Origin of the sequence: Faecalibacterium sp. I4-1-79 (assembly GCF_023347235.1) — a bacterium.
Taxonomy (GTDB): domain Bacteria; phylum Bacillota; class Clostridia; order Oscillospirales; family Ruminococcaceae; genus Faecalibacterium; species Faecalibacterium tardum.
Genome location: NZ_CP094467.1, coordinates 706,141 through 730,519 on the forward strand (window position 1 = coordinate 706,141; position 24,379 = coordinate 730,519).

General features: G+C 51.5%; 27 protein-coding genes and 1 pseudogene. 26 read left to right on the plus strand and 2 right to left on the minus strand.

Features of this window, described 5'->3' with window-relative positions:
* Positions 1-63: 63 nt before the first annotated feature.
* Positions 64-1,269, minus strand: coding sequence for an IS110 family transposase (locus MTP36_RS03360; protein WP_154244678.1), 1,206 nt, complete (start codon positions 1,267-1,269; stop codon positions 64-66).
* Between the two features lie 273 nt (positions 1,270-1,542).
* Here MTP36_RS03360 and MTP36_RS03365 point away from each other — a divergent pair.
* The 6 genes and pseudogenes from MTP36_RS03365 to MTP36_RS03385 form a co-directional block, all read left to right on the plus strand.
* Positions 1,543-1,965 (plus strand): annotated as a pseudogene (locus MTP36_RS03365) (DUF6017 domain-containing protein); the annotation flags it as partial.
* Positions 1,965-2,801, plus strand: coding sequence for a ParA family protein (locus MTP36_RS03370; protein WP_117475933.1), 837 nt, complete (start codon positions 1,965-1,967; stop codon positions 2,799-2,801). The pseudogene MTP36_RS03365 and the gene MTP36_RS03370, both read left to right, overlap by 1 nt.
* Positions 2,758-3,702, plus strand: coding sequence for a ParB/RepB/Spo0J family partition protein (locus MTP36_RS03375; RefSeq protein ID WP_097791889.1), 945 nt, complete (start codon positions 2,758-2,760; stop codon positions 3,700-3,702). Before MTP36_RS03370 ends, MTP36_RS03375 begins: the two co-directional genes overlap by 44 nt.
* Before the next feature lie 67 nt (positions 3,703-3,769).
* The gene (locus tag MTP36_RS03380; RefSeq protein ID WP_249253590.1) at positions 3,770-4,192 is read left to right on the plus strand and encodes a hypothetical protein; all 423 of its coding nucleotides are present in this window, start codon (positions 3,770-3,772) and stop codon (positions 4,190-4,192) included.
* Positions 4,193-4,200: 8 nt separating this feature from the next.
* Positions 4,201-4,332, plus strand: coding sequence for a hypothetical protein (locus MTP36_RS15930; RefSeq protein WP_256466535.1), 132 nt, complete (start codon positions 4,201-4,203; stop codon positions 4,330-4,332).
* Complete coding sequence (locus tag MTP36_RS03385; protein WP_330220880.1) at positions 4,319-4,756, plus strand: DUF3846 domain-containing protein; 438 nt, start codon at positions 4,319-4,321, stop codon at positions 4,754-4,756. Before MTP36_RS15930 ends, MTP36_RS03385 begins: the two co-directional genes overlap by 14 nt.
* A gap of 252 nt (positions 4,757-5,008) precedes the next feature.
* On the opposite strand, the gene MTP36_RS03390 is transcribed toward MTP36_RS03385, so the two are convergent.
* Positions 5,009-6,184: an IS110 family transposase gene (locus MTP36_RS03390; RefSeq protein ID WP_249253593.1), complete on the minus strand. Its 1,176-nt coding sequence runs from the start codon at positions 6,182-6,184 to the stop codon at positions 5,009-5,011.
* A gap of 252 nt (positions 6,185-6,436) precedes the next feature.
* Here MTP36_RS03390 and MTP36_RS03395 point away from each other — a divergent pair, with 252 nt between their 5' ends.
* The 20 genes from MTP36_RS03395 (at position 6,437) to MTP36_RS03490 (ending at position 23,423) form a co-directional block, all read left to right on the plus strand.
* Positions 6,437-6,901, plus strand: a complete 465-nt coding sequence (locus MTP36_RS03395) for a PcfB family protein (RefSeq protein WP_249253595.1) — start codon at positions 6,437-6,439, stop codon at positions 6,899-6,901.
* The gene (locus tag MTP36_RS03400; RefSeq protein WP_249253597.1) at positions 6,898-8,664 is read left to right on the plus strand and encodes a VirD4-like conjugal transfer protein, CD1115 family; all 1,767 of its coding nucleotides are present in this window, start codon (positions 6,898-6,900) and stop codon (positions 8,662-8,664) included. Before MTP36_RS03395 ends, MTP36_RS03400 begins: the two co-directional genes overlap by 4 nt.
* Positions 8,665-8,804: 140 nt before the next feature.
* On the plus strand, positions 8,805-9,020 hold the full coding sequence (locus MTP36_RS03405) for a Maff2 family mobile element protein (RefSeq protein WP_055186938.1): 216 nt from the start codon (positions 8,805-8,807) through the stop codon (positions 9,018-9,020).
* A gap of 84 nt (positions 9,021-9,104) precedes the next feature.
* A complete protein-coding gene (locus MTP36_RS03410) occupies positions 9,105-9,587 on the plus strand; it encodes a DUF3990 domain-containing protein (protein WP_005943070.1) in 483 nt (160 codons plus the stop codon).
* Positions 9,565-10,008 (plus strand): hypothetical protein, encoded by a 444-nt coding sequence (locus MTP36_RS03415; protein WP_112122232.1) that lies wholly within the window; start codon positions 9,565-9,567, stop codon positions 10,006-10,008. Before MTP36_RS03410 ends, MTP36_RS03415 begins: the two co-directional genes overlap by 23 nt.
* A 15-nt stretch (positions 10,009-10,023) precedes the next feature.
* Positions 10,024-10,401 (plus strand): hypothetical protein, encoded by a 378-nt coding sequence (locus MTP36_RS03420; protein ID WP_133303651.1) that lies wholly within the window; start codon positions 10,024-10,026, stop codon positions 10,399-10,401.
* 327 nt (positions 10,402-10,728) lie between these two features.
* The gene (locus tag MTP36_RS03425; protein WP_117506353.1) at positions 10,729-11,595 is read left to right on the plus strand and encodes a VirB6/TrbL-like conjugal transfer protein, CD1112 family; all 867 of its coding nucleotides are present in this window, start codon (positions 10,729-10,731) and stop codon (positions 11,593-11,595) included.
* Positions 11,596-11,608: 13 nt separating this feature from the next.
* Entirely contained in the window at positions 11,609-11,974 is a 366-nt protein-coding gene (locus MTP36_RS03430; protein ID WP_112146658.1) for a PrgI family protein, read from the plus strand.
* The gene (locus tag MTP36_RS03435) at positions 11,946-14,318 is read left to right on the plus strand and encodes a VirB4-like conjugal transfer ATPase, CD1110 family (protein ID WP_249253599.1); all 2,373 of its coding nucleotides are present in this window, start codon (positions 11,946-11,948) and stop codon (positions 14,316-14,318) included. Before MTP36_RS03430 ends, MTP36_RS03435 begins: the two co-directional genes overlap by 29 nt.
* Positions 14,315-16,048: a C40 family peptidase gene (locus tag MTP36_RS03440; RefSeq protein ID WP_249253601.1), complete on the plus strand. Its 1,734-nt coding sequence runs from the start codon at positions 14,315-14,317 to the stop codon at positions 16,046-16,048. Before MTP36_RS03435 ends, MTP36_RS03440 begins: the two co-directional genes overlap by 4 nt.
* 14 nt (positions 16,049-16,062) lie before the next feature.
* The gene (locus tag MTP36_RS03445) at positions 16,063-16,326 is read left to right on the plus strand and encodes a DUF4315 family protein (protein ID WP_097785686.1); all 264 of its coding nucleotides are present in this window, start codon (positions 16,063-16,065) and stop codon (positions 16,324-16,326) included.
* The gene (locus MTP36_RS03450) at positions 16,310-17,053 is read left to right on the plus strand and encodes a DUF4366 domain-containing protein (protein WP_249253603.1); all 744 of its coding nucleotides are present in this window, start codon (positions 16,310-16,312) and stop codon (positions 17,051-17,053) included. Before MTP36_RS03445 ends, MTP36_RS03450 begins: the two co-directional genes overlap by 17 nt.
* A 100-nt stretch (positions 17,054-17,153) precedes the next feature.
* Positions 17,154-19,196: a type IA DNA topoisomerase gene (locus MTP36_RS03455; RefSeq protein WP_249253605.1), complete on the plus strand. Its 2,043-nt coding sequence runs from the start codon at positions 17,154-17,156 to the stop codon at positions 19,194-19,196.
* Complete coding sequence (locus tag MTP36_RS03460; protein ID WP_249253607.1) at positions 19,196-20,083, plus strand: LPD16 domain-containing protein; 888 nt, start codon at positions 19,196-19,198, stop codon at positions 20,081-20,083. Before MTP36_RS03455 ends, MTP36_RS03460 begins: the two co-directional genes overlap by 1 nt.
* A gap of 8 nt (positions 20,084-20,091) precedes the next feature.
* Positions 20,092-20,607 (plus strand): YodL domain-containing protein, encoded by a 516-nt coding sequence (locus MTP36_RS03465; RefSeq protein WP_249253609.1) that lies wholly within the window; start codon positions 20,092-20,094, stop codon positions 20,605-20,607.
* Positions 20,597-20,800: a transposon-transfer assisting family protein gene (locus MTP36_RS03470; protein ID WP_128117708.1), complete on the plus strand. Its 204-nt coding sequence runs from the start codon at positions 20,597-20,599 to the stop codon at positions 20,798-20,800. Before MTP36_RS03465 ends, MTP36_RS03470 begins: the two co-directional genes overlap by 11 nt.
* A 173-nt stretch (positions 20,801-20,973) precedes the next feature.
* On the plus strand, positions 20,974-21,321 hold the full coding sequence (locus MTP36_RS03475) for a DUF6054 family protein (RefSeq protein WP_249253611.1): 348 nt from the start codon (positions 20,974-20,976) through the stop codon (positions 21,319-21,321).
* Position 21,322: 1 nt separating this feature from the next.
* Complete coding sequence (locus MTP36_RS03480; RefSeq protein WP_015565177.1) at positions 21,323-21,709, plus strand: DUF2500 domain-containing protein; 387 nt, start codon at positions 21,323-21,325, stop codon at positions 21,707-21,709.
* 34 nt (positions 21,710-21,743) lie between these two features.
* Complete coding sequence (locus tag MTP36_RS03485; protein WP_249253613.1) at positions 21,744-22,466, plus strand: AAA family ATPase; 723 nt, start codon at positions 21,744-21,746, stop codon at positions 22,464-22,466.
* Between the two features lie 21 nt (positions 22,467-22,487).
* Positions 22,488-23,423 (plus strand): hypothetical protein, encoded by a 936-nt coding sequence (locus tag MTP36_RS03490; protein ID WP_249253615.1) that lies wholly within the window; start codon positions 22,488-22,490, stop codon positions 23,421-23,423.
* Positions 23,424-24,379: the final 956 nt, after the last annotated feature.

Below are 24,379 nucleotides of genomic sequence, written 5' to 3' on the forward strand. Positions count from 1 at the left end.
AGCGGTTCTTTGAATTCAGCTCAGGCTCAAGAGGAAATTACGACCAAAAACAAATATCCATGCTTATTTTGAGTGTTTGGAGTCCATTACAGCTTTCACTCTAGCATAATAGATTCGCAAGAACTTGTTGGCTGAAGCCATCATGTAAACTTTGTAGGGTTTTCCCTCAGAGCGCTTTTTGTTCATGAATTGAAAAACCGGCTCATCCTGAGGTTGTGTCTTCAAGATGACAGTCATAATCAGAAAGAGCGTCCTACGTAGAACAGCCGAACCCACTTTACTAATTCCGCTATCGTTGCCCACAATCTTGCCAGAATCATTTGGCTGCGGTTCAATTCCTGCAAATGCAATGAGTGATTTCTTGGATGAGAAACGACGGACATCTCCGATCTCAGCCATCAGTTGAGGACCGAGAGAAGGGCCGACGCCGTACATTTCCATCACAGTATCAAATTCCGGAAGCTGTTGAGAAAGGCGAAGCATCTCCTGCTGGAATGCAGCCACGGACTGAGATACGGCTTTCAGCTGAGCGACCTGTTGCTGAATAAGGAGTTTTGAGGTTGGGGATTTTGGAAGAGAAGCAGCATTGACTGCACAGGCATAGATCGTATCCGATTTTGAGCGAGTGAAATTATATCCGTGCTTCTGACACCACTTTAAATACTTTTTAGCAAAGGCATCAGAGGAAAGGCTTGAAACACACTCACTGTGCCAGAAGTCTCCAATGAAATCGACCCATTTTTCGCACCCGTTGCTCTTTGCGGGGCTTGAAAATAGCTTGTTTGCATCTGGAAAGGTCAGGTCAAGAGATGAGATCAGATTATTCTTCAGCATAGTACGAACTGCCACGGCTTGCTGGTACTGACGATAACAATTCTTCAAAGCCAGCCGGGTATCATCTTCGGGAAGATACTGTCGTAGCCGTGTCCACTTGTCGAGCGTATAGTTGGCGATTTTAACAGCGTCTTTTCTATCCGTTTTGACACGTCTTAAACTGTTGTTGTCATAGTCATGAATCAGAACAGGATTGACTACGGAAACGAATAAGCCCGCATCGTGTAAAACGAAAGCAACTGGTTTGTGGTAATTCCCGGTGGCTTCCATGACGACACGGGTCTCTCCGTCCAAAGCTTTGAGCTTCCCAGCCAGATCGTTCAGGCTTTGGGCGGTGTGTAAAACTTCAAAGGGTTCGAGTACTACTTCTCCAAAGGGGCGCATGACGCAAACCATGCTCTTTCCTTTGGAAACGTCAATGCCTACAGCGTTCATAACGGTTCCTCCATTACTTTGTATTTGCAACCGGAATCCATCTTTTACTCGTTGCCGATTCAATCTATTGGGTGACACGAACGCTCCGCTTGGCGGGTGGCTCAACCTGCTTAAAACGAATGCTACAACAAGAGAGATGGTCAACTGTCTTTAGAACGGGCGTAGAAGCCCAGAGAATGATGCGTTAGCCGATTACTCTCTTATTGTAGCTTAGGTACGAGTTGGAATGGAATATGGCTGGCTGCCATATCCGGTTCCATGTTTATTGTAATAGAGAATGATACTGAAATGAGTGAGACTGATCCATTCAATTCTGAAGAAGCGGATGGGATGAGCAAACGCACCCAACTGGAAGAATATTTTTCTCAGTCTTTGGAGATAGACCTTTTGCTCCGGCTCTGCCCGGATGACAAGGACATTATCTACCAGATCGTAGACTTGCTGGTGGACACCTGCGCTACCAACCGTAAGCTGCTGCACATTGCTGGGGACGATAAGCCCGCCGAGGTGGTATGCAGTCGGTTTATGAAGTTGAACGCCGACCACATCCGCTTTGTGCTGAAGTGCTTTGCAGAGAACAGCAGCCCGATCCGTAACATGAAACAATATCTGCTCGCTTCTCTGTACAACGCGCCCACCACCATGCAGCTTTCCTACCAGAACCAAACCAACCACGACTTAGCGAATCGGAGGTGATGAAAATTTCAAAGAAAGCAACCACGATAGCCATCGTCAACCAGAAAGGCGGCACCGGCAAGACCACCACCTGTGAAAATCTGGGCATCGGGCTGGCGATGGAGGGCAAAAAAGTTCTGCTGGTGGACACTGACCCGCAGGGCAGTCTTACCATCAGCATGGGCTGGCAGCAGCCGGACGAGCTGCCTGCCACATTGTCTACTCTGATGCAGAAAGCCATGAACGACCAGCCTATCCAACCCGGTGAGGGCATCCTGCACCATGCAGAGGGCGTAGACCTCATCCCTGCCAACATCGAATTGGCAGGATTGGAGGTGGCTCTGGTAAACAGCATGAACCGGGAAAAGATGCTCAAACAGGTGTTGGACGGAGCAAAACGGGAGTACGATTATATCCTGCTGGACTGTACTCCCTCCCTTGGTATGCTCACCATCAATGCACTGGCGGCGGCAGACACTGCTTTGATACCCGTACAGGCTCAATATCTTTCTGCCAAAGGTCTGGAGCAGCTTTTGCAGACAATCTGTAAGGTACACCGGCAGAAAATCAATCCGAAGCTGAAAATCGAGGGCATCCTGCTCACCATGACGGACAGCCGCACCAACTATGGAAAGCAGATCGACACTTTGATTCGTCAGGCATACGGTAGTAAAATCAAGGTGTTCGACCAGACCATTCCCCGGTCTGTTCGTGCTGCTGAAACCAGTGCCGCCGGCAAGAGCATTTTCCAGTATGACCCCAAGAGCAAGGTGGCAGAAGCCTATCAATCTCTTGCGAAGGAGGTGTTGGTGGATGCCGAAAAGCGGCTTAAACGTAGCACTGAAAGGTCTCGATGATATTTTTTCGACCGAAGAGTCCCGGCAGGAAGAACAGCGGGAGCAGGTACAACAGATTCCCGTCAGCGAACTTTTCCCGTTCAAAAACCACCCGTTCAAAGTTCTGGACGATGATTCCATGACCCGGACGGTGGAAAGCATTTCGCAGTTCGGTGTGCTTGCGCCGCTGATTGCCCGCCCCAGACCAGAGGGCGGCTATGAGATCATCTCCGGGCATCGTCGGAAACACGCCGCAGAGCTTGCAAATCTGGACACCGTGCCTGTCATTGTGCGAAATATGGAGGATGATGCCGCCACGATATTGATGGTCGATTCCAATTTGCAGAGAGAACACATCCTGCCCAGCGAGCGGGCATTTGCGTACAAGATGAAGCTGGATGCAATAAAAAATCAAGGTGCTAGGTCAGATTTAACTTCGTCCCAAGTTGGGACGAAGTTGAGAGCCGATGAAAAAGTAGCAAAAGATTCAGGCGAAAGTCGCAATCAAGTCCAGCGTTTTGTGCGTCTGACGAACCTTGTCCCTGAATTGCTCGACATGGTGGACGAGAAAAAAATCTCTTTTAACCCTGCGGTAGAACTGTCCTATCTGGACGAAAAACAGCAACAGGATTTTTTAGAAGCAATGGATGCTTCCCAGAACGCACCATCTCTTTCACAAGCCATTCGGATAAAAAAGCTGGCGCAGCAGGGTGAGTTTGACTATGATGCAGTCTACAACATTATGAATGAGGAAAAGAAAAGCGAACTGGACACCGTGACCATCAAAAACGAAACCCTGCGGAAATACTTTCCACGCAATTACACGCCCCGGCAGATGGAAAGTATCATCATCAAGCTGCTCGACCAGTGGCAACTAAAAAAGCAACAGGCAAAACAGAAGAAGCAGGAAGAAGCGCGCTGATCGCAGACTGAACCAAAAGACCCAGTTCCGGGTCTTTTATTTTGCAAAAATTTTGGAGGAAACGTCTATGAACTTTACTACCACTCACATCCGTTCCGAGAAAGTCACCATTAATACTCGCATCTACACGATTCTGAACGGCAGAAAAAAGCCTGGTGAAGTCTATCTCGCAGCCATTGCCCCGGATATGGAGCTGACCGTCATCACGCTGGATGAGGCTCCCGGCATCCTGCCCTGCTTTGAGGAGGATAATGCTTGCCTGAACCTCCCTGATACCTCACTGCTGCTCTGCTACAATCCGGCGCAAGTGCTGAAGATAGGCGGCAAGCACTATCTGACCGGCCCGGTGATTCTGGTCCGCACCAACATGGACGGCGAGGTCATCTCGCTGACCATTGATGAGGTCTACCTGTTCCAGAAGTATCTGGCAAGCCACAGCATCACCCTGATGGCAGACGACCAGAAGTTGCCCTGCATCTGCATCGACTGAGGTGTGCCATGCTGAACTTTTTTATCGGATTCGCATTTTTTGAAGCGGGTGCTATTTTCGGATTCTTCGTGGCGGCTCTGATGCAGGCGGCACGGAGCGGTGAGATCAGACTGAACGGAAAGGAGGATTCGCATGGCTGAAAACACCTTGTCGGTGCTGAAAATTGCGCCGGGACAGTATCCACAGCAGGTCGAGATCGATAACGACCTGAAGGCTTTGCAGCAGGCGGTGGGCGGTTCCATCGGCGCAAGCTATCCCTTTGCCGACCCGGTTGCCATCGTTTATAACGATGACGGCAAGCTCATGGGACTGCCCCTGAACCGTGCCCTTCGGGATGAAAACGGAGAAATGTACGATGCCGTTGCCGGAACCTTTCTGGTTGTGGGGCTGGGCGAGGAGGATTTTGCATCCCTGACCCCGGAACTGGCGCAGAAGTATGAGCAGCTTTTTCATCAGCCGGAAGCCTTTCTGAAGCTGGGCAACCGTCTGCTGGTGCTGCCGGTGCCTGATGAACCTCCCACAGAAAAGCCCCGCACCAAGCCCCCGGCAGAGCATGAACGCTAAAAGCATCCTGCTGCACGGGAGACTAACTATTAAAAGTCAAGCCCCAAAATGAAAAAATCCGCCAACCGACCGCTGCCCCTGACAAACAGCATTCAAATGCTGGTCTTGGAACAGCGAGGGCGACGGAGAGAACAGCAAAGCAAGCCCGGCCAACCCTCGCAGAAACAGAATAGCATTTGAATGCTTCGGTTCGTCAAGGGTTCGCTGCGCCAGCTAAGTTTCTGTTGGAATTAGCTCAGGCTCAGGAGAAAATCATGCAGCTGTAAGATATGTTTTTCCAGACTTCTGCAAAGCGTAGATCAGCCGCACGAGTTTCTTCATGGCATGGGACAGGGCAACATTGTAGTGTTTTCCTTCGGCACGTTTTTTGGCAAGGTATTCAGCAAAGACAGGATTCCAGTAGCAGACGTACTTGGTTGCGTTGTAAAGGGCATGTCGCAGGTAGCGGGAGCCATGTTTTTCCATGTGAGCATAGCAGTTCGTGAGTTTTCCGGACTGGTATGTAGATGGAGAGCAGCCAGCGTAAGCAAGAATTTTGTCAGGAGAACTGAAATTGGAGAAATCCCCGATTTCTGCAAGGATCACAGCAGCGGAGTTTACTCCCATACCGGGAATCGAGAGAATTGGTGGATTGAGCTCATCTATGATTTTCTGAATAGAATCTTCAATTTCGTCGATCTCGGAGGCAAGTTCTTGAATGAGTTTAATGGTATGCTTCAATTCCAAAGATTTGGCAGGCATGACAGAGCCAATAGAAGCTCTGGCTGCCTCTCGAATCTGGATGGCTTTCTCTTTTCCGTAGCGTCCTTTGGACGCTGTTGTAAGAAGGTTTGTCAGCTTGGTAAGATGGACTTCTGAAATTTGCTTTGCACCGGGATATTCGCTGAGAAGTGCGTAGATTGAAGTGCCATGGATAGACGAAACAAGCCCTTCCAATTCGGGAAACAGAATCGTAGCCAATCTGGACACCGATTGCTTTAGTTTAGCGCATTCCTGAACTTTATCAAATCGGTATCTTGTTAGTGACTTTAGCTCTTCGTTATGGTATGCTATATCCGTGTAGGACTTGAGGTCTACATCGGACAATAGCATAGTTGCAATCGTTCTTGCATCCACACGATCGGTTTTGGTTTTGCGAAGGCTGAGACTTTTTCGGTACAGGTTGGTGTGCAAAGGGTTAATGACATAAGTTGGCAGACCGTTGTCAAGAAGGAACCCAAGAATATTGTAGCTGTAATGTCCGGTAGCCTCAAGTCCTACTTTTATTTTGTCTGACTTTTTGGTGCAGTTTCGAATCGTTTGAAGCAGCTGCTTAAATCCATCCATGTTGTTGGGGATGGTAAAGCAGTCAGCACGAACCATTCCGTCTGAATCAAGAATACAGCAGTCATGCTTATCCTTGGCAACATCAATTCCAACACAAACCATTTTGATACCTCCGGTATATTTATTTCGATGCTGTTCAGGACCACAGACTTCTTTGCTCTTGTAACCTCGTTCTAAATAAACCGTCTGGCGGTATCTAACTGATTAACATTTCAACAAAGAAGCTGTGGTTGGAGCCTCCCGAAAACCGTCTTTGCGGTAGGTGATGTTCCACCAATCCACAGCATCCTGAACTTATTGTAGCATTCCGCTGGAGAGCGGTCTATAAATACTACTATTTTATTATACGAGGTGATGGCAGTGCAGGAAGAAATTGAACAGAAGTCATTCAACATTATGATCTCCACCACAAAGCTGTCCGCCCGGACCGTTCTGCGGGCGGTAAAGGCAGCTTTTCGGCTGTACCAGTCCAAAGCATCCCAAGGCAAGCAGAGCGTCCGCACCCTGTTGCGGCAAAACCGGGGCGTGTCCAGCGTGGAGATCAGCAAGACCGGCATCCGTGGTCTGGAACGCTATGCCAAAAAGTACGGCATCGACTACGCCATCCGCAAGGACAGCTCTGAGGTGCCGCCCCGGTATCTGGTCTTTTTCAAAGCCCCGGACGCAGAAGCCTTCCATTCGGCGTTCAAAGAGTATTCGGCATCTCTGCTGAACAAAGACAAATGCCCCTCGGTGCTGGCACGATTGCAGGAACTGGTGCAGGCGGCGGCAGAACTCCCCGGCAAAGTCCGGCATAAGGAACAGGAGCGTGGACTGTGACCACGAAAAAGCTGACAAAGCTGCTGGCGCTATATCTGCCCTATATCCTGTTGGGGCTGGTGGCAACAAACTTCGGTGAAGCATGGCGGCTTGCCGAGGGCAAGGAACTGGGCGATAAGATCATGTCCATGATGGGCACCGTTCCGCTGGCATTTGCAAACCCGCTGCCTAGCCTGCATCCGCTTGATATTCTGGTGGGCTTGTGCTGCGGCGCAGGGCTGCGACTGGCGGTCTATCTGCGTGGCAAAAATGCCAAGAAGTACCGCCACGGCGTGGAGTACGGCTCTGCCCGGTGGGGCACCGCCAAGGATATTGAGCCGTTCATGGCACCCAAGTTTGCCGATAACATCATCCTGACCAAAACAGAACGGCTGATGATGAGCAACCGCCCGCCTGACCCCAAGAACGCTCGGAACAAAAACGTGTTGGTGGTGGGCGGCTCCGGCAGCGGCAAAACCCGGTTCTGGCTCAAGCCCAACCTTTTACAATGTCACAGTTCCTATGTGGTCACTGACCCGAAAGGTAGTATCGTGGTCGAGTGCGGGAACGCACTTCTGAAAAACGGCTACAAGGTCAGGATTCTGAACACCATCAACTTCAAAAAGTCCATGCATTATAACCCCTTTGCCTATGTTCACAGCGAAAAGGACATTCTGAAACTGGTCACGACCCTGATGACCAACACCAAGGGTGAAGGCAGCGGCGGGGACCCATTTTGGGAGAAAAGCGAGCGGCTTTTGCTGACCGCTCTGATCGCCTATCTGCATTATGAAGCCCCGGTGGAGGAGCAAAATTTCGCCACCCTGCTGGAAATGCTTAACACCATGCAGGTGCTAGAGGACGACGAGGAATACCAGAATCCGGTGGATCTGCTGTTTGAAGAACTCGCAAAAAAGAAGCCCAACAGCTTTGCCGGGCGGCAGTACAAACTTTATAAGCTGGCTGCCGGAAAGACCGCAAAATCCATCCTGATCTCCTGCGGCGCAAGGCTCGCCCCCTTCGACATTCAGGAACTGCGTGACCTCACCATGTATGATGAGCTGCAACTGGACACGCTGGGCGATAAGAAGACGGCGCTGTTCCTCATCATGTCGGACACGGATTCCACCTTCAACTTTCTGATTTCAATGGTCTACACCCAGCTTTTCAATCTGCTGTGCGATAAAGCAGACGATGTGTACGGCGGCAAACTGCCCATCCATGTGCGCTGCCTGATCGACGAGTGCGCCAACATCGGGCAGATTCCCAATCTGGAAAAGCTGGTGGCCACCATCCGCAGCCGTGAGATCTCCGCCTGCCTTGTTTTGCAGGCGAGAAGCCAGTTGAAAGCCATCTACAAGGACAATGCGGATACCATCGTAGGCAACATGGACAGCCAGATATTTCTGGGCGGCTCCGAACCCACCACCCTGAAAGACCTGTCTGAAATGCTGGGCAAGGAAACCATCGACGCATTCAACACCTCGGACACCCGTGGCAACAGCCCCAGTTACGGCACTACGTTCCAAAAGATGGGGCACGAATTATTGAGCCGGGACGAGCTGGCGGTGCTGGACGGCGGCAAGTGCATTTTGCAGTTGCGTGGTGTTAGACCTTTTCTTTCTGACAAATACGACCTGACCCAGCACCCTAACTATAAGCTGACCTCCGACTACGACCCAAAAAACACCTTCGATATTGAAAAATATCTGAACCGAAAAGAAAAAATCCACCCCGCTGATGAGTTCATCGTGGTGGACGCTGATTCGCTCCCGCCTGCCTGACTCGGTAGGCGGTTTTAATTTATCCCGGTCAGAAAAGTGCACCAGAAAATCAACCTTGCTGCGGTTATGCAGTGTAAAACAATAAGATTTCGGGTGTGTACAAATGATCGAAAACGCTTTATAATAAAGGAGAAAAGACTATGGAATTCTTCAACTCTGCTATCGAAGTTCTTCAGACTCTGGTCGTGGCTCTGGGTGCCGGTCTCGGCGTTTGGGGTGCCATCAACCTGCTGGAAGGTTATGGTAACGACAACCCCGGCTCCAAGTCTCAGGGCATGAAGCAGCTCATGGCTGGCGGCGGCGTTGCGCTGGTCGGCATTACCCTGATTCCCCTGCTGAGCGGCCTGTTCGGTTAAGAACGGCGGGCGGCGGTTGCCGCCCGGTACATATTATAATAAGGAAATCCATAGTAACCATCTCACATACAGAAGGTGACGCAGATGAGCGAGATTTTATTGTATCATGGCAGTAAAGAAGAAGTTGTCTATCCCGAAATCCGTATCACACGGTATACAAAGGACTTTTCTTGGGGATTCTACTGCACGAACAACTATCAGCAAGCCTACCGCTGGGCAGACCGCCGTTCTGCCGACGGCCTTGTGAACGTCTACCGCTATGTAGAAAATCCCGACCTGAAAATCCTGCGTTTCCCTGAAATGTCGGACGAATGGCTGGATTTCATTGCAAAATGTCGTGCAGGCGAAACCCATCCCTACGATATTGTGGAGGGACCCATGGCAGACGACACCATTTGGGATTACGTCAACGGATTTACGTCCGGGCAGATCAGCCGTGAAGCATTTTGGGCCTTGGCGAAATTCAAGCATCCAACACACCAGATCAGCTTTCACACCGTAAACGCTTTGCACTGCCTGACCTTTGAGAGGAGTGAACCCATCCATGACCGAAAAGCAGAAAAATGATGTTCTCTATGTTTGCAGCCTGATTGAGACCATTGCCCGCAAGACCAAAAATCATCGGCAGGATGTGATCCGTCACTTTACAAAAGCCGACATCGAACGGCAGCTCCGGCTGGCAGAAGTAAACCATTGCCTGTCCTTTGAGCAGGTTTCGGATGAGCTGATTGAAGATCTCAACATCCCGGAGGGGGATTTTGATACCGCCGCAGAGTGCCGCTACACGGTTCCTTCTGCAACCTCCATCGGAATGCTGTACCAGGGGCTGGTGCTGTCCACCATGAAGGATGATGATGCAGCACAGGCAATTCTGGATGTTTTTTCGTCGTTTATCACGGATGAGATCTCCGATTTCAATTCCAACGTATACTACACCAATCCTGATTATCTCCGCTGCTCCTATCTGGAGGGCAAAATGCTTGCTTGAGAAAGGATTGTTATAATGGCAAAAAATCAACATAATGCAGGGCTTCATTATAGACCTCTCAATCAACTTGGATTATCAAACTTCAATGATTATATAGAAAATCCCATTGATAGTCGTTTTAAGTTTAATCCGCCCCCTCTAAAATGTGGTAAGCTTTTTGGACTTTGCAAAGCTGATCGTCAAAAAGAAAAGCTTCAGAAACATTGCCCGTGGCATCCGCTTCTAAAAATGAAGGCATTCACATTAGAGATCAACGGAGAGGCTGAATACATTTGGTATTGTAAAGAATGCGATTGTTATTATATGAACCCCTTTTGGCGAAATGGAGAAAAACGCATCCTTGATGTTTATCATAAGGTTCCTGTTCGCCGACTTATAAAAACAGCTATATAGCTTTGATTATGATTTGCCGATTGCCGAAAAGCAGTCGGCTTTTTTGTTTCCGTCGAACACTTTTTGTGTTTGCTCATATCATTTCATCTATCATTCATCAATCAAAAATGATAGATGAAATGAGGGCATTGTTCCATACGGCGGCTTGAGCAGCAGCGGAAAGCCCTCTGCAGCTTGCAGTTTTATTAAATGTCCGTGCTCCAAGCCGCGTTTTTATCCACCCATCCATGAAAGGCGGTGCTATTATGCAGTTTTTGACCCACATTATTTTTCTCCTGAATCTCCTCAAGACCCTTATCAACCATTTCAGCTAAGGACGGTGACTGAATGGAAACCGTTCTCAAAGCCATTGCCGACTGGATCAAAGGCATCCTGACGGCAGGCATTATGTCCAATCTCTCCGGCTTGTTTGATGATGTGAACACCCAAGTGGGCAACATCGCACAGCAGGTGGGCACCAAGCCCTCCAGCTTTGAGCCACGGGTGTTCGCCATGATCGAATCGCTGTCCCGGAACGTGGTGCTGCCCATTGCAGGCATCATCCTGACCTTTATCGCCTGTTACGAACTGATCGAGATGATTACCCAGCACAACAATATGGCACAGTTTGAGCCTGCCCTCATCATGCGCTGGATTTTTAAGACTGCTATTTCGGTGTGGCTCATCAGCAATACTTTTGACATCGTGATGGCGGTGTTCGATGTCACCCAAAAGGTGGTATCCGATTCCAGCAGCATCATTGCCGGAAATACCCGTGTCAACGACATTGGCTTGTCCATGCTGCAATCCAGCCTGATGCAGATGGACGTTGGTCCCCTGTTCGGGCTGTTTTTGCAGTCCTTCTTCATTGGCATCACCATGCGCATCCTGTCCATCGTTATTTTCGTCATCGTCTACGGAAGAATGATTGAAATTTACTGCATGGTGAGCCTTGCGCCCATCCCCATGGCGACCTTCGGCAACCACGAGCAGAGCCACATGGGGCAGAACTACCTGAAATGCCTGTTTGCACTGGGTTTTCAGGGCTTCCTGATCTTGATTTGTGTTGCCATTTATGCGGTGCTGATCCAAAGCGTAGCGATTTCCGGGGATGCCATCAACTCCATTTGGAGCATTGTGGGCTACACCGTTCTGCTCTGTTTCAGCCTGTTCAAGACCAGCTCGGTGACGAAATCCGTCCTCGGAGCGCACTAAAGGAGGTGCTTTATTGGCTGCGTATATTTCAGTTCCCCGTGACCTGACGAAAGTGAAATCGAAGGTCGCGTTCAACCTGACCAAACGGCAGCTTGTCTGCTTTGGCACAGCGGCTCTCATTGGAGTGCCGCTGTTTTTTGTTCTCCGGGATTCCGGCGGCAACACTGCTGCCACCCTCGGTATGATGGCGGTGATGCTGCCGGCGTTCTTCCTTGGGATGTACGAGAAAAACGGTCAGCCCATGGAAAAGCTGCTGTCGTACTATGTGCAGTCCCGGTTTGTCCGCCCGAAGATCCGCCCCTACAAGACCAACAACTACTATGCGATTTTGATGAAGGGAGGCGCAACCTATGATTCCGTTTTGGAAAAAGACCGGTAAGGACGGCAAGAAAAAACCGCAGAAACCCGCCGTGCCCCGGACCGCCCAGCAGTCCATCCCCATGCAGCGGATGTTTGAGGATGGCACCTGCCGGGTGAAAGCAAACTACTACACCCGCACCATCCAGTATCAGGACATCAATTATCAGTTGGCGCAGCAGGAGGACAAGACCGCCATTTTCGAGGAATGGTGCAGTTTTCTGAACTTCTTCGATTCCAGCATTAAGTTTGAATTGTCCTTTGTGAACATGGCAACCGACAGCACCGAGTTTGAAAAGAGCATCCGCATTCCGTTCCAGAAGGACGGTTTCGATGATGTTCGTGCGGAGTACAGCCAGATGCTGCGCCAGCAGCTTGCCAAGGGCAATAATGGTCTGACCAAGACCAAATTCATCACCTTTGGTGTGGAGGGCGAGAGCATGGCACAGGTCAAGCCCCGGCTCGACCACATCCAGAATGACCTGCTGAATAACTTCCACCGGCTGGGGGTGCAGGCAAAATCCCTGAACGGTGTCCAGCGGCTGAAGCTCATGCATGATATGTTCAACATGGATGGCTCATCCAAGTTTCACTTTGACTGGAAAGACCTTGTGAAAAGCGGGCTTTCCGCGAAGGATGCCATTGCGCCCACCGCCTTTGCCTTCAAGAACAGCCGCACCTTCCAAATGGGCGGTATCTTCTGCGCCGTCAGCTTTCTGAGCATCACGGCATCCGACATCAGCGACCAGCTTTTGAAGGATTTTCTGGACATGGATTCCAGCCAGATCGTTACCATGCACATCCAGTCCGTTGACCAGAACCGTGCCATCAAGACGGTGAAGCGCACCATCACGGAACTGGACCGCAGCAAGATCGAGGAGCAGAAAAAAGCTATCCGTGCCGGGTATGATATTGACATCATTCCGTCGGATTTGGCGACCTACGGCAGGGATGCCAAGGCTCTGCTGAAAGAATTGCAGAGCCAGAACGAGCGGATGTTCCTCGTCACTTTTTTGGTGCTGAACACCGGCAGGACTGAACAGGAACTGGAAAACAATGTTTTTCAGGCATCCAGTATTGCCCAGAAGCACAACTGCAACCTGTGCCGACTGGACTTCCAGCAGGAGCAGGGTCTGATGAGCAGCCTGCCGCTGGCAGACTGCCAGATCGAAATTCAGCGGGGACTGACCACCAGCAGCACGGCTATCTTCATCCCCTTTACCACGCAGGAATTGTACCAGAGCGGAAAAGAATCGCTGTACTACGGTCTGAATGCTCTGTCCAACAACCTGATTATGGTGGATCGCAAGAAGCTGAAAAACCCGAATGGCTTGATTCTGGGTACTCCCGGCTCCGGTAAAAGTTTCTCGGCAAAGCGTGAAATTGCCAATGCGTTTCTGGTGACGGACGATGATATTATTATCAATGATCCCGAAGGCGAATACTCGCCGCTGGTGAACCGGCTGAAAGGTCAGGTCATCAAAATCAGCCCCAACAGCACCCAATTTGTCAACCCCATGGACATCAACGCCAACTACTCCGAGGAGGATAATCCGCTGTCCCTGAAAGCCGACTTTATTCTTTCTTTGTGTGAGCTGGTGGTGGGCGGCAAGGAAGGTCTGCTGCCGGTGGAAAAAACCGTCATTGACCGCTGTGTGCATCTGATTTACCGCAAATATTTTGCGAACCCCTGCCCGGAGAATATGCCCATCCTTGAGGACTTGTACAACGCTCTGCTTCAGCAGGAGGAAAAAGAAGCCCACCATGTTGCCACGGCTCTGGAAATCTACGTCAAGGGCAGTCTGAACCTGTTCAACCATCGCACTAACGTGAACGTCAATAACCGCATCGTCTGCTACGACATCAAGGAACTGGGCAAACAGATGAAGAAACTCGGTATGCTCATCGTGCAGGATCAGGTGTGGGGGCGTGTCACGGCAAACCGCAGCAGCGGCAAGTCCACCCGGTATTATATGGATGAGATGCACCTCCTCTTAAAAGAGGAGCAGACCGCCGCTTATTCCGTGGAGATCTGGAAGCGTTTCCGCAAGTGGGGCGGTATTCCCACAGGGCTGACCCAGAACGTGAAAGACCTTCTTTCTTCTCGTGAGGTCGAGAATATTTTCGAGAACAGCGACATGATCATCATGTTGAATCAGGCTGCGGGAGACCGCCAGATTCTCGCAAAGCAGCTCAACATCAGCCCTCATCAGCTTTCCTATGTGACCCACTCCGGCGAGGGCGAAGGGCTGCTGTTTTTCGGTAATGTCATTCTGCCGTTTGTGGACCGTTTCCCCACCGATCTGGAACTCTACCGCATTATGACCACCAAGTTGGGTGAAGTCTCGGAGGGCGCGCAGAAATGAGTGAACCGAAACTGAACATCAAAGAGGAATCGTCTACCAAAAAGACCCGTTCTCCCCCGAAAAAAGCCAAGGTAGAGCAGACGGTGCCCAAAAAGAAAAAGCTGAAAACCGATGCAGATAAAGCTGCGGAAAAGGCACAGCATCTGCGGTTTGGCAAGGCGGAACTGACCCCGGACGAACTGAGCCGGTTGAGTAAGGCGCAGAAGCGAGAGATGTACGCTGCCCATGCCGCCCGGTCTGCGGCGCATCACGAAGTTGACCAGTACGAGGATGACAATGTGGGCACGCAGGCGCTGAGCGAGGGCGAAAAGGCGGCAGGAAATGTCCGGGATATTTCCAAGAGCCGCTATGCCCGGAAGCTCAAGAGGAAAGCCAAGATGCAGGGCAAGAAGGGTGCCAGAAACGCAAAATCTTCCGTGCAGAAGCCAACTGCGGCACAAGATACAGGCGCATCCGGCACCGGCGAGGGCGGTTCCAACTGGCTTTCCCGATGGCGGCAGAAGCAAGACATCCGGCAGAGCTACTATGCTGCCGCCCGGTCGGGTACGGCGGCGCAGACCGCAGGTGGCAAAGCGGCATCCAACGGTGCATCTGCTGCCCGGTCCGGCGTGGAACAGGCGGTAGAAAAGGGCAAAACTGCCGTCAGCACCGCCGTAAAGGGGCTGGTGAATGCCGCAAAAGGCAACGCACACGTTCTGGTGATTGTGGGCGTTTTTCTTTTGCTCGTCCTCATGGTGATGTCGGGCTTTTCCTCCTGCGGTATCCTCTTTTCGGGCGGCACACAGGTGTCCGGGCAGACCATATACTCTGCCGAGGATCGGGACATCTGGGGTGCAGAGCAGGACTACAAAAAGCTGGAAAAGGAACTGGATAAAAAGATCAAGCGCACCCCCACCGACCACCCCGGCTACAACGAGTACCAGTACCACCTTGACCCCATTGAACACGACCCGTGGCAGCTCACTTCATTCCTGACCACTCTGTATGATGATTACACCCGGTCGGAAGTGCAGGGCAAGCTGAAGGAGACCTTCAAAAAGCAGTACAAGCTGACCACATGGGTGGAGGTGCAGATTCGGTATAAGACGGTCTGGGTCATCAGTCCGGCAGGTATCCCTGTTCCTACCCAAGTGCCGTATGAGTACAAGATTTTCCACACCAAGTTGGTGAACCGTGGCTTGGAGGTGGTCATCCGGGAGGAACTGGACAACGACCAATGGAAACGCTACGAGATCTTTCAGGACACCTTGGGCGGCAGACCGTATCTGTTCAACGGCGGACTGTCGCCCGGTGGCTCCGATGGCTCCGGCACACCCGGTATTGATTATCAGGTTCCGGCAGAAGCCCTGACGGACAGCGAATTTGCCGCCATCTACAAGGAGGCGCAAAAGTATGTGGGCACACCCTATGTGTGGGGCGGCTCTACCCCGGAAACCGGTTTTGATTGCAGCGGCTATGTCTGCTGGGTGTACAACCAGAACGGCTACGATGTAGGGCGCACTACCGCCAACGGTCTGTGGAACAAGAGCCAGCACATCTCCGAAGCCGATGCAAAGCCCGGTGATCTGGTTTTCTTCAAAGGCACCTATGACACCCCCGGCATGAGCCATACTGGAATCTATCTCGGCAACGGCATGATGGTCAGTGCCGGAGACCCCATCAAGTACGCAAACATTCACTCGTCCTACTGGGAGAAGCATCTCGCCGGGTTCGGACGGCTTTCAAAATGATTGGAGAAGTTACTATGAGCGAAAAATCGGATAAACTGCGGGCGATGCTGGCAAAAGAGAAAGAACGCCGCATCAAGCTGAACAATCGCATCGAGATCCTGGAGCGGCGCATTCAGGAGGAAGATTCTGCCGAGGTCAACGAGATGGTGCGGACGGCAAAGGTCACGCCGGAACAGCTCGCCGCCCTGCTGCGGCAGTCTGCCACCACCACCCCGAACCCTGCTGCGCTGTCTGCCGTGGGTGCAACTTTCGAGAAGGAGGATGCAGATGAAGATTAAGAAACTGGGCGCACTGCTGGTATCGGTGGCACTGTGCGCTGGCATGGCGGCTCCCGCTTTTGCCTATGGCGGTGAGCCTGTGGAGGAAGTGGAACAGCCCGTCCTGACTTCTACCACCGATGAAGAAGATGTAGTCACCGTGACCGATGAGGAGACCGGTGCCCTGACCCCGGAGGGCAACTTGACGCTGGTGGACGATTACCACACCGACTATTCCGATGGCAGCGGTCAGCAGTTCATTACGCTGGTGTCGAAGTCGGGTGCGACTTTCTATCTGGTGATTGACCGCAACGCCAAGGGGCAGCAGACCGTTCACTTTATGAACCTTGTGGACGAAGCCGACCTTCTGGCTCTGATGGAGGAAGATGCTGCCGATGCCTACACCGCTGAAAAAGAAGCAGCGGCGCAGGCGGAACAGGACAGGCTGAAAGCCGAGGAAGAAGCGAAAAAAGCCGCCGAAGAAGCGGCAGCATCCGGCACGGAACAGCCCAAGGAAAACAAGGTCACAAAGATCGCATCCGGCTTTTTGGGTGTGGTGGTGCTGATTGCACTGGCAGCAGGTGGCGGCTTCTATTTCTATCACCAGCAGATGCAGAAGAAAAAAGCCGAAAAAGAAGCCCTCGACCCCGATGCAAACTACACCGAGGACAAGGGCGATTTTGAGATCCCTACCGATGTGCCGGACGAGGACGAAACCCCGGACGAGCAGGACACTGAACCCATCTGATTTCAAGGCGGCATTTTGCCGCCGTACATATCCAAATGAAAACAGATTGGAGGGAACGCTTATTTCAATTCTAGTTGTAGCAGAAAAGCCCTCGGTTGCCATGTCCTACGCCAAAGTCCTCGGTGCCACCAACCGTCAGGACGGCTACCTTGAGGGCAACGGTTATCTGGTAAGCTGGTGCGTGGGTCATCTGGTGGAGCTTGCTCCGCCCAATATCTACGATGCCAAATACGTCAAGTGGAGCATCGCAGATCTGCCCATCCTGCCGGAAAGGTGGCAGTATCTGGTGTCTGCGTCCACCAAAAAGCAGTTTGGTATCCTGCAAAAGCTGATGGACCGCCCAGATGTGGATAGCATTGTCTGTGCAACGGATGCAGGGCGTGAGGGCGAACTAATCTTCCGCCTTGTCTACCAGCAAGCGGGCTGCAAAAAGCCCTTTTCCCGCCTGTGGCTGTCCAGCATGGAGGAAAACGCCATCCGAGAGGGGTTCGCCCATCTCAAACCGTCAACTGAATACGATGCGCTGTACAACGCAGCACTTTGCCGGGAACGTGCCGACTGGATGGTCGGCATCAATGCGTCCCGGCTTTTTTCATGTCTGTACGGTCAACCTTTAGCGGTCGGTCGGGTCATGACTCCGGTGCTTGCCATGACGGTGGTGCGGGAGGCTGCGATAGCCGCTTTTGTGCCGGAAAAGTTCTACACGGTGGATCTGGAACTGACCAGCGGATGCACGGCATCCAGCCGCCGCATTCCTGAAAAATCCGTTGCAGAAAACCTGCTGGAAGCCTGTCGAAGGGAGATGGTGGCAACGATCCAGCGCATCACCCGCAAGGAAAAATCCGAGAATCCGCCGCCGCTGTACGACCTGACCACCCTTCAGCGGGACGCCAACCGCCTGCTGGGGTACAGCGCACAGCAGACGCTGGACTATGTGCAGAGCCTGTATGAGAAGAAACTTACCACTTATCCCCGGACTGATAGCTGCTATATCACCGACGATGACGAGGAAATGCTGGAGGTGCTGACCGAGGAACTGGAAGGCTTTTTTGACATTACCCCAGAAGATGTGGACGAGGCTGTGCCCCGGACACGGCGCACCGTCAACCGGGAAAAAGTCACCGACCACCACGCCATCCTGCCCACCCGCAGTATGCTGCAAGCCGATCTGGAAGCGCTGCCTAAAGGCGAGCAGAACGTTCTGAAGCTCATCATCGCCCGGACGCTGATGGCAGTCAGCAAGCCCTTCCGGTATCTGGAAACCCTGCTGACCACCGAATGTGCCGGGGAGGAATTTACCGCCAAGGGCAAGGAGGTTCTGGAAGAAGGCTGGAAAGCGGTGGAACGTAAGGTGCTTGCCGACATCCTGAACCGAAAACAGGAACTCACCGCCCTGCCCAATGCGGCAGAAAACGAGTGCGGCATCCTTAACGCAGAGCTGAAGGAGGGTCAAACGTCCCCGCCGAAGCACTTTACCGAGGACACCCTGCTGCACGCTATGGAGACCGCCAGTGCGGACAGTATGCCGGAGGGCGTGGAGCGTCAGGGCATCGGTACCCCGGCAACCAGAGCCGCCACCATCGAAAAACTGGTGCAGAAGGGTTTTCTGGAACGCAAGGGCACCAAGAAAAACAAGGTGCTTCTGCCCACGGACAAGGGCAAAGCCCTCATTACTGTGATGCCCGAAGAGATCCAATCCCCGGAAATGACCGCCGATTGGGAAACGAAGCTGCTGCGTATTGAGCGCAGCGAAATGGAGCCGGGTGAATTTATGACTGAGATCAATACGATGATTACCGAACTGGTAAAGAACACGGAAATGAAAAAAGGAGCGAATGCACTTATGAAAAACAAAATCATTGGTGTCTGCCCCAACTGCGGTGCAAACGTTGTGGAGCGTGAAAAGGGCTGGTTCTGTGAATCCAACCCTTGCCGTTTCGTGCTGTGGAAGGACAATGCGTTCTTTAAGCGTCTGGGCAAGCGTCTGGACGCCCATGTGGCAGACAAGCTGCTGCGGGATGGTCGGGTCCGCTTGAAGGACTGCAAGAGCGCCAAGGGCAAGACCTACAACGCCACCGTGCTGCTGTCCTGTGAAGCCGATGGCCGCAGCAAGTTTTCTCTGGAATTTGAGGGTGGTTGCTGATGGAGCAGAAAAAAGAAGCGGTCTACCTTATCAACGATGAACGCTATCTCCACCTCCGGGAAAACGGTGCAGGAGTCGGCTTTGCCACCTACAACAAGGTAACTGGTGAGCCGCTGGAAAGCGGGCAGATCTCGGAAAAGAACCTGCCGCCCGATGGCAGGAACGCCATTTCTGCCGCCCGGAACTGGTATCTGTTTGAACTTTTGGACGATGACCGCAAGGTCATCCAACAGGAAAGCGTAAAGATCCTCGAAAACATCCCGCAGGCGGGCATCGGCAGGCGGCGCATCTGGGAGCCGGAAACGCTGCCGAAGGATGTTCGTCTCATCAACAGCCACTATGATGACCTCTACCGCATTCCCGATGGCGGAGTGGTACAGGTGGATTACCCGGATGGGCGCAGTTTTACGGCACGGGTGGAACATCTGGATGATTATCACTTTGACATGGGCGGTCTGGGCAATGTGTTCCACATCTGCCAGTTTGCCGAGGTCATGGAACGGAACCATGCCGACTTCTACCCGGAAATTCAGACACAAGACGAGCAGGCTGCATGGGAACTGGGCGGCAAAGGCTACCTTGCCATCCAGTCCTGTGAGGATGGATGGGACTACACACTCTACCACAGCGATTATTCTGTGATGGACGGCGGGCAGTTGGATGCCCCGGAACTGACCATTCAGGAAGCCCGTGAGCAGATTCTGGAAGCACACCACATGGAAAAGGGCCGGCGGCTGTTGCAGGACTACGATGCCGTTATGGATAAAGTTGCAGAAGCCGAGGAACGGAGCGCAGACCATCGCTCTTCCACACTGGAAAAGCTGGCAGAACTGGCAAGTGATACGTCTGCGCCAAAATCGTCTGCACGTTCTGCGCCAGAACTGTGAGGTGGACGATGCAGCAAAAATGGAACCAGAATTTTGACGGTGAACCCATGACGGACATCCCGCAAAAGTTTCTGAACGCAGGGTGCGATGTTTATATGGTGATGCAGCTGCGGCATGACGAAAAAATCCTCAATGAAAGATTTGCTTCCATGCGGGAACTGCATCGTCGGGGCAAAACGCCAGACCCGGAGCATTATGAGGTCACCTACTATGCTGATTTGCCCGCCATGTGGCAGGATGTGCCGAACAACGAGATTTTGGAAGAACTATTTCAGATGTTCAACCTCTCCCGTCCGCAGGATTTTGAGGGACACAGCCTGTCGGTCAGCGATGTGATCGCACTCAAACGCAATGGCGAGGTGTCTGTGCATTATGTGGACAGCATCGGCTTCAAAGATTTACAGGGGTTTCTGGACAAGCAGCCGGAACGCCATTCGGTACTGATGAATCTCAAGGAAAAGTGCGATGCCCCGGAGTGCAATCCAACCGTCTGCCGGAAAGCGAGGGATGCCCATGAACTTTAACCACGAAGAGCTCATGCTGATGATGCTCTACAACTCCGGCACCCGGCTGGGGCTTATCCACGAACTGCGGCTGATGCAGTGCTACCTGATGCCCGATGAAACCGCCCTGCGGGAACTGTCGGAGGGTGTTATCGAAAAGTTGAAACTGCTGACCGATGCAGAGTTTGCCGAATTGGAATTTCCCCCGGACTGATTATTGCCGCCTACGGGCGGCGTACATAAAGTATTTTATTCTTCCAAAAGATATGCTATAATCAAATTAGACAAAATTCCTCTCTTCAAACGATTTCTCCGCAATTTTCCTGTGGCTCTGCTCGTATCAAAAATAAGGGACCGATTTTTAATTGTCAGAACGGAGGAACCATTATGGCAATCTTTGAAAAGACCATCCGGAATCAGAATTTTGACCAGCTGCTCCGGAAGCTGGAACAGGAGATCCCGGACAGCAGTTGGTCGGCAGATTTAGAGGCAGGCAGCGATTTCAAAGAGGGCAATACCCGGTGCAGTGTCCGGGTGTTTGAACGGTACAGCATGATGGGCGGCAACCGCCTGAGTCTGACGCTGACCATGTTCCAGAATGGAGATAACCCGATTCGGCTGTCTGCAATTACCGCAGGCGGCAGTCAAGCGGTCTTCTTCAAAATCAATACCATTGGAGAAGAATCTTTTCTGGATGACGTAAAGAACCTGCTGGAAGAAATTTTGGAGGAGTAAAATGTTTTTTGGATGGTTTGACGCTATATTCAGCTTCATTTTCCCAATCCTGTTCCTGCTTTTTATGGGAATGTTTTTCTTTGCCCTAATTTCAAATCTCCGCACATGGAATAAAAACAACCACTCGCCGCGGCTTACCGTTCCGGCAACGGTGGTGGCAAAGCGTACCGATGTTTCGCATTCCAGTAGTGCCAATGCCGGAGATGTGTCCGGTGCGCACGGATACGACACCAGCACGTTCACGTCATACTATGTGACTTTTCAGGTGGAAAGCGGCGACCGCATGGAACTTGAAGTAGATGGTTCGGACTACGGAATGCTTGTGGAGGGCGACATTGGAAAGCTGAGTTTTCAGGGCACCCGCTATCTTGGGTTTGAGCGGAACTAATCGTTCTCCTACATTATATAGTAAGGAGTGCTGTATGAACGATCTGTTTATCCAAGGGCTGACCATCGACTGGAACAGAGTGCGCCCATACAATTATGTTCGTCAGATTCCTGCCATCAGCGGAATCGACACTTTTACATTCCATAAGCCCATTACGTTCTTTGTTGGCGAAAATGGAAGCGGAAAATCTACGCTTCTGGAAGCAATCGCTGTTGCTTACGGCTTCAACGCAGAGGGTGGAACGAAGAACTATTCATTTTCCACATACAACTCCCATTCGGAACTATGTGAGGCTATGACGATTTCCAAGGGGTATCGCAGACCAAAGTTCGGGTATTTTCTCCGGGCAGAGAGTTTCTATAATGTAGCCACCAAGGAAATCGACTATTCCGATGACGATCATCCCTCCAAAGGCTATCACCAAAAATCACACGGTGAAAGTTTTCTCGCCATTGCGCAGGACTACATGGGTGCAGATGGAGTCTATATTTTTGATGAGCCGGAAGCAGCTCTATCTCCGCAGCGGCAGCTCACGTTGCTGATCAACATTTATCGGTGTGCCCAAGAAGGGGCGCAATTCATTATCGTATCACATTCACCCATTCTCCTCGGAATGCCTGATGCTGAAATTTTCAGCTTCGACAATGGCACGATTCATCCTTGTCAGTATGAAGATACGGACAGCTACGTTATCACCAAAACATTTGTAAATAATCGGCAGCATTTTTTGAACCAGCTTCTGAACGAAGAACTGTAATGCCGGGAAAGGACATTCCATATGAGTGATTCTACGTTGAAAGAACTTTGGCAGCAGGTCTCAGAAAAGAAGAACTGTGAAGCAAAGCAGAAAGAACTGACTGCCCAGAGAGATACGCTTGCTGATCGTCTGAAAAAGCTGGAAAAATCCAAGCTGGCAGAACAGGCTGATGTGGACCGTCTGGAGGGGCACAGCCTTGCCGCATTTTTCTATCAAGTGATTGGAAAAATGGATGAAAAGCTGGACAAAGAACGTCAGGAAGCCTATGCAGCCCGTGTCAAGTACGATGCGGCTCTCCATGACCTTTCTTCCGTTGATGCCGACTTGGGGCAGATTCAAAATAGACTGGCACGGCTGTCCGATTGCGAAAGGCAGTATCAAGCTGCTCTTTCCGAAAAAATCAAAAGCATCAAAGCCTCTGCCCACCCGGCTGCACAGCAAGTTGCGGAAAGCGAAAGCCGTATTGCAGCACTGAAAGTCCAAAAGCGGGAACTGCTGGAGGCCATCAACGCAGGAAAGACTGCCCTGCATACGGTCAATGAAGTTCTGGAAACCCTCGACAATGCCGAGGGCTGGAGTACATGGGACGTAATGGGCGGCGGTTTGATGGCCGATCTTGCCAAGTATGAAGAACTGGACGATGCTCAGGAACAAATCGAACAGCTTCAAGTGGAACTGCGGCGGTTCAAAACTGAACTTTCCGATGTCGAGATCACTGCAGACCTTCAGGTCACGGTAGACAGCTTTCTGAAATTTGCGGATTTCTTCTTTGATGGCCTCTTTGCAGACTGGGCAGTTCTGGATCACATCAACCAGGCACAGAGCAGAGTGGAAAACACCAAGGATCAAATCAAGCGAGTCCTTGCACTTCTGAAAAAGATGCGCGAAGATGTTGATGTCCAGATCGCTGACGAAAAAGAAAAGCAGGAGCAGCTTGCGGTGGAAACCGAGCTGTAAGGTTAGAGCGTTCGCTTATGTAATATGCTCAATTCGACAACTCGGAATTTGACAAAGGAACGTGACCATATGAAAAACAACAGCCCGCAAAAGCACGCTTTCATTTCTTGTCTCATCTTGGTAACAGGAATATTGCTCGTGGTAATAGGCGCAATGACAACAAAGGAGTACAAAATCAACCTGTGCCTGTTAATCGGTGCAATAGTTGTTATTGGCGGCATTGTATATCATCTCATTATGATGAAATGTCCTTATTGTGGCTGCTCGCTTGTTGGTTATAGACCAATCCCTAAAGAGTGCCCAAAGTGTCATAAAAAGTTTGAATAATAATCGATCTTTATTACACCCTTTGCGGGCAACCCCAAAACGGTTGCCCGCTATTTTTATACCCTAAAATCTGAAGAAGGAGGCCAAAATGCCAAGCAAAACCGAAGAATACCTCGCCCTTGCCCAGCGCACGGCGAACGGCTTGACCCGGTATTGGGAAAGCTGGACGGACTACCTGACCACCGCATCCCGACTGTACAAGTATCCCTTTGCGGACCAGTTGATGATTTACGCCCAGCGCCCGGATGCCACCGCCTGCGCCGACTTTGACATCTGGAACAACCGGATGAACCGTTATGTGCGCCGGGGTGCCAAGGGCATCGCCCTGCTGGACGAATCCAGCGGATTCCCCCGGCTGCACTACGTCTTTGACGTAAGCGACACCGGGGTGCGCCGCAATTCCCGTGACCCGGAGGTGTGGCAGCTCGGTCCCGATTTGGTGCAGCCGGTTTCGGAAATGTTGAGCAAGACCTACGGCATCAGCGGAGAGCGTGTCAGCCAGCAGCTTGCGGATGTTGCGGGGAAACTGGTGGCGGATTACTGGGACAACAACGGCGGGGACATTCGTGCCATCGTTGACGGTTCGCTCTTGATGGATTATGATGAAGCCGGGGTGGAGATGCAGTTCA

Bases quoted from the DNA above. Each gene is read 5' to 3' on its own strand.
- MTP36_RS03360 (WP_154244678.1), bottom strand. From the start codon at position 1,269: ATGAACGCTGTAGGCATTGACGTTTCCAAAGGAAAGAGCATGGTTTGC.
- MTP36_RS03370 (WP_117475933.1), top strand. From the start codon at position 1,965: ATGAAAATTTCAAAGAAAGCAACCACGATAGCCATCGTCAACCAGAAA.
- MTP36_RS03375 (WP_097791889.1), top strand. From the start codon at position 2,758: ATGCCGAAAAGCGGCTTAAACGTAGCACTGAAAGGTCTCGATGATATT.
- MTP36_RS03380 (WP_249253590.1), top strand. From the start codon at position 3,770: ATGAACTTTACTACCACTCACATCCGTTCCGAGAAAGTCACCATTAAT.
- MTP36_RS15930 (WP_256466535.1), top strand. From the start codon at position 4,201: ATGCTGAACTTTTTTATCGGATTCGCATTTTTTGAAGCGGGTGCTATT.
- MTP36_RS03390 (WP_249253593.1), bottom strand. From the start codon at position 6,184: ATGGTTTGTGTTGGAATTGATGTTGCCAAGGATAAGCATGACTGCTGT.
- MTP36_RS03395 (WP_249253595.1), top strand. From the start codon at position 6,437: ATGGCAGTGCAGGAAGAAATTGAACAGAAGTCATTCAACATTATGATC.
- MTP36_RS03405 (WP_055186938.1), top strand. From the start codon at position 8,805: ATGGAATTCTTCAACTCTGCTATCGAAGTTCTTCAGACTCTGGTCGTG.
- MTP36_RS03410 (WP_005943070.1), top strand. From the start codon at position 9,105: ATGAGCGAGATTTTATTGTATCATGGCAGTAAAGAAGAAGTTGTCTAT.
- MTP36_RS03415 (WP_112122232.1), top strand. From the start codon at position 9,565: ATGACCGAAAAGCAGAAAAATGATGTTCTCTATGTTTGCAGCCTGATT.
- MTP36_RS03420 (WP_133303651.1), top strand. From the start codon at position 10,024: ATGGCAAAAAATCAACATAATGCAGGGCTTCATTATAGACCTCTCAAT.
- MTP36_RS03425 (WP_117506353.1), top strand. From the start codon at position 10,729: ATGGAAACCGTTCTCAAAGCCATTGCCGACTGGATCAAAGGCATCCTG.
- MTP36_RS03435 (WP_249253599.1), top strand. From the start codon at position 11,946: ATGATTCCGTTTTGGAAAAAGACCGGTAAGGACGGCAAGAAAAAACCG.
- MTP36_RS03440 (WP_249253601.1), top strand. From the start codon at position 14,315: ATGAGTGAACCGAAACTGAACATCAAAGAGGAATCGTCTACCAAAAAG.
- MTP36_RS03445 (WP_097785686.1), top strand. From the start codon at position 16,063: ATGAGCGAAAAATCGGATAAACTGCGGGCGATGCTGGCAAAAGAGAAA.
- MTP36_RS03450 (WP_249253603.1), top strand. From the start codon at position 16,310: ATGCAGATGAAGATTAAGAAACTGGGCGCACTGCTGGTATCGGTGGCA.
- MTP36_RS03455 (WP_249253605.1), top strand. From the start codon at position 17,154: ATGTCCTACGCCAAAGTCCTCGGTGCCACCAACCGTCAGGACGGCTAC.
- MTP36_RS03460 (WP_249253607.1), top strand. From the start codon at position 19,196: ATGGAGCAGAAAAAAGAAGCGGTCTACCTTATCAACGATGAACGCTAT.
- MTP36_RS03465 (WP_249253609.1), top strand. From the start codon at position 20,092: ATGCAGCAAAAATGGAACCAGAATTTTGACGGTGAACCCATGACGGAC.
- MTP36_RS03470 (WP_128117708.1), top strand. From the start codon at position 20,597: ATGAACTTTAACCACGAAGAGCTCATGCTGATGATGCTCTACAACTCC.
- MTP36_RS03475 (WP_249253611.1), top strand. From the start codon at position 20,974: ATGGCAATCTTTGAAAAGACCATCCGGAATCAGAATTTTGACCAGCTG.
- MTP36_RS03480 (WP_015565177.1), top strand. From the start codon at position 21,323: ATGTTTTTTGGATGGTTTGACGCTATATTCAGCTTCATTTTCCCAATC.
- MTP36_RS03485 (WP_249253613.1), top strand. From the start codon at position 21,744: ATGAACGATCTGTTTATCCAAGGGCTGACCATCGACTGGAACAGAGTG.
- MTP36_RS03490 (WP_249253615.1), top strand. From the start codon at position 22,488: ATGAGTGATTCTACGTTGAAAGAACTTTGGCAGCAGGTCTCAGAAAAG.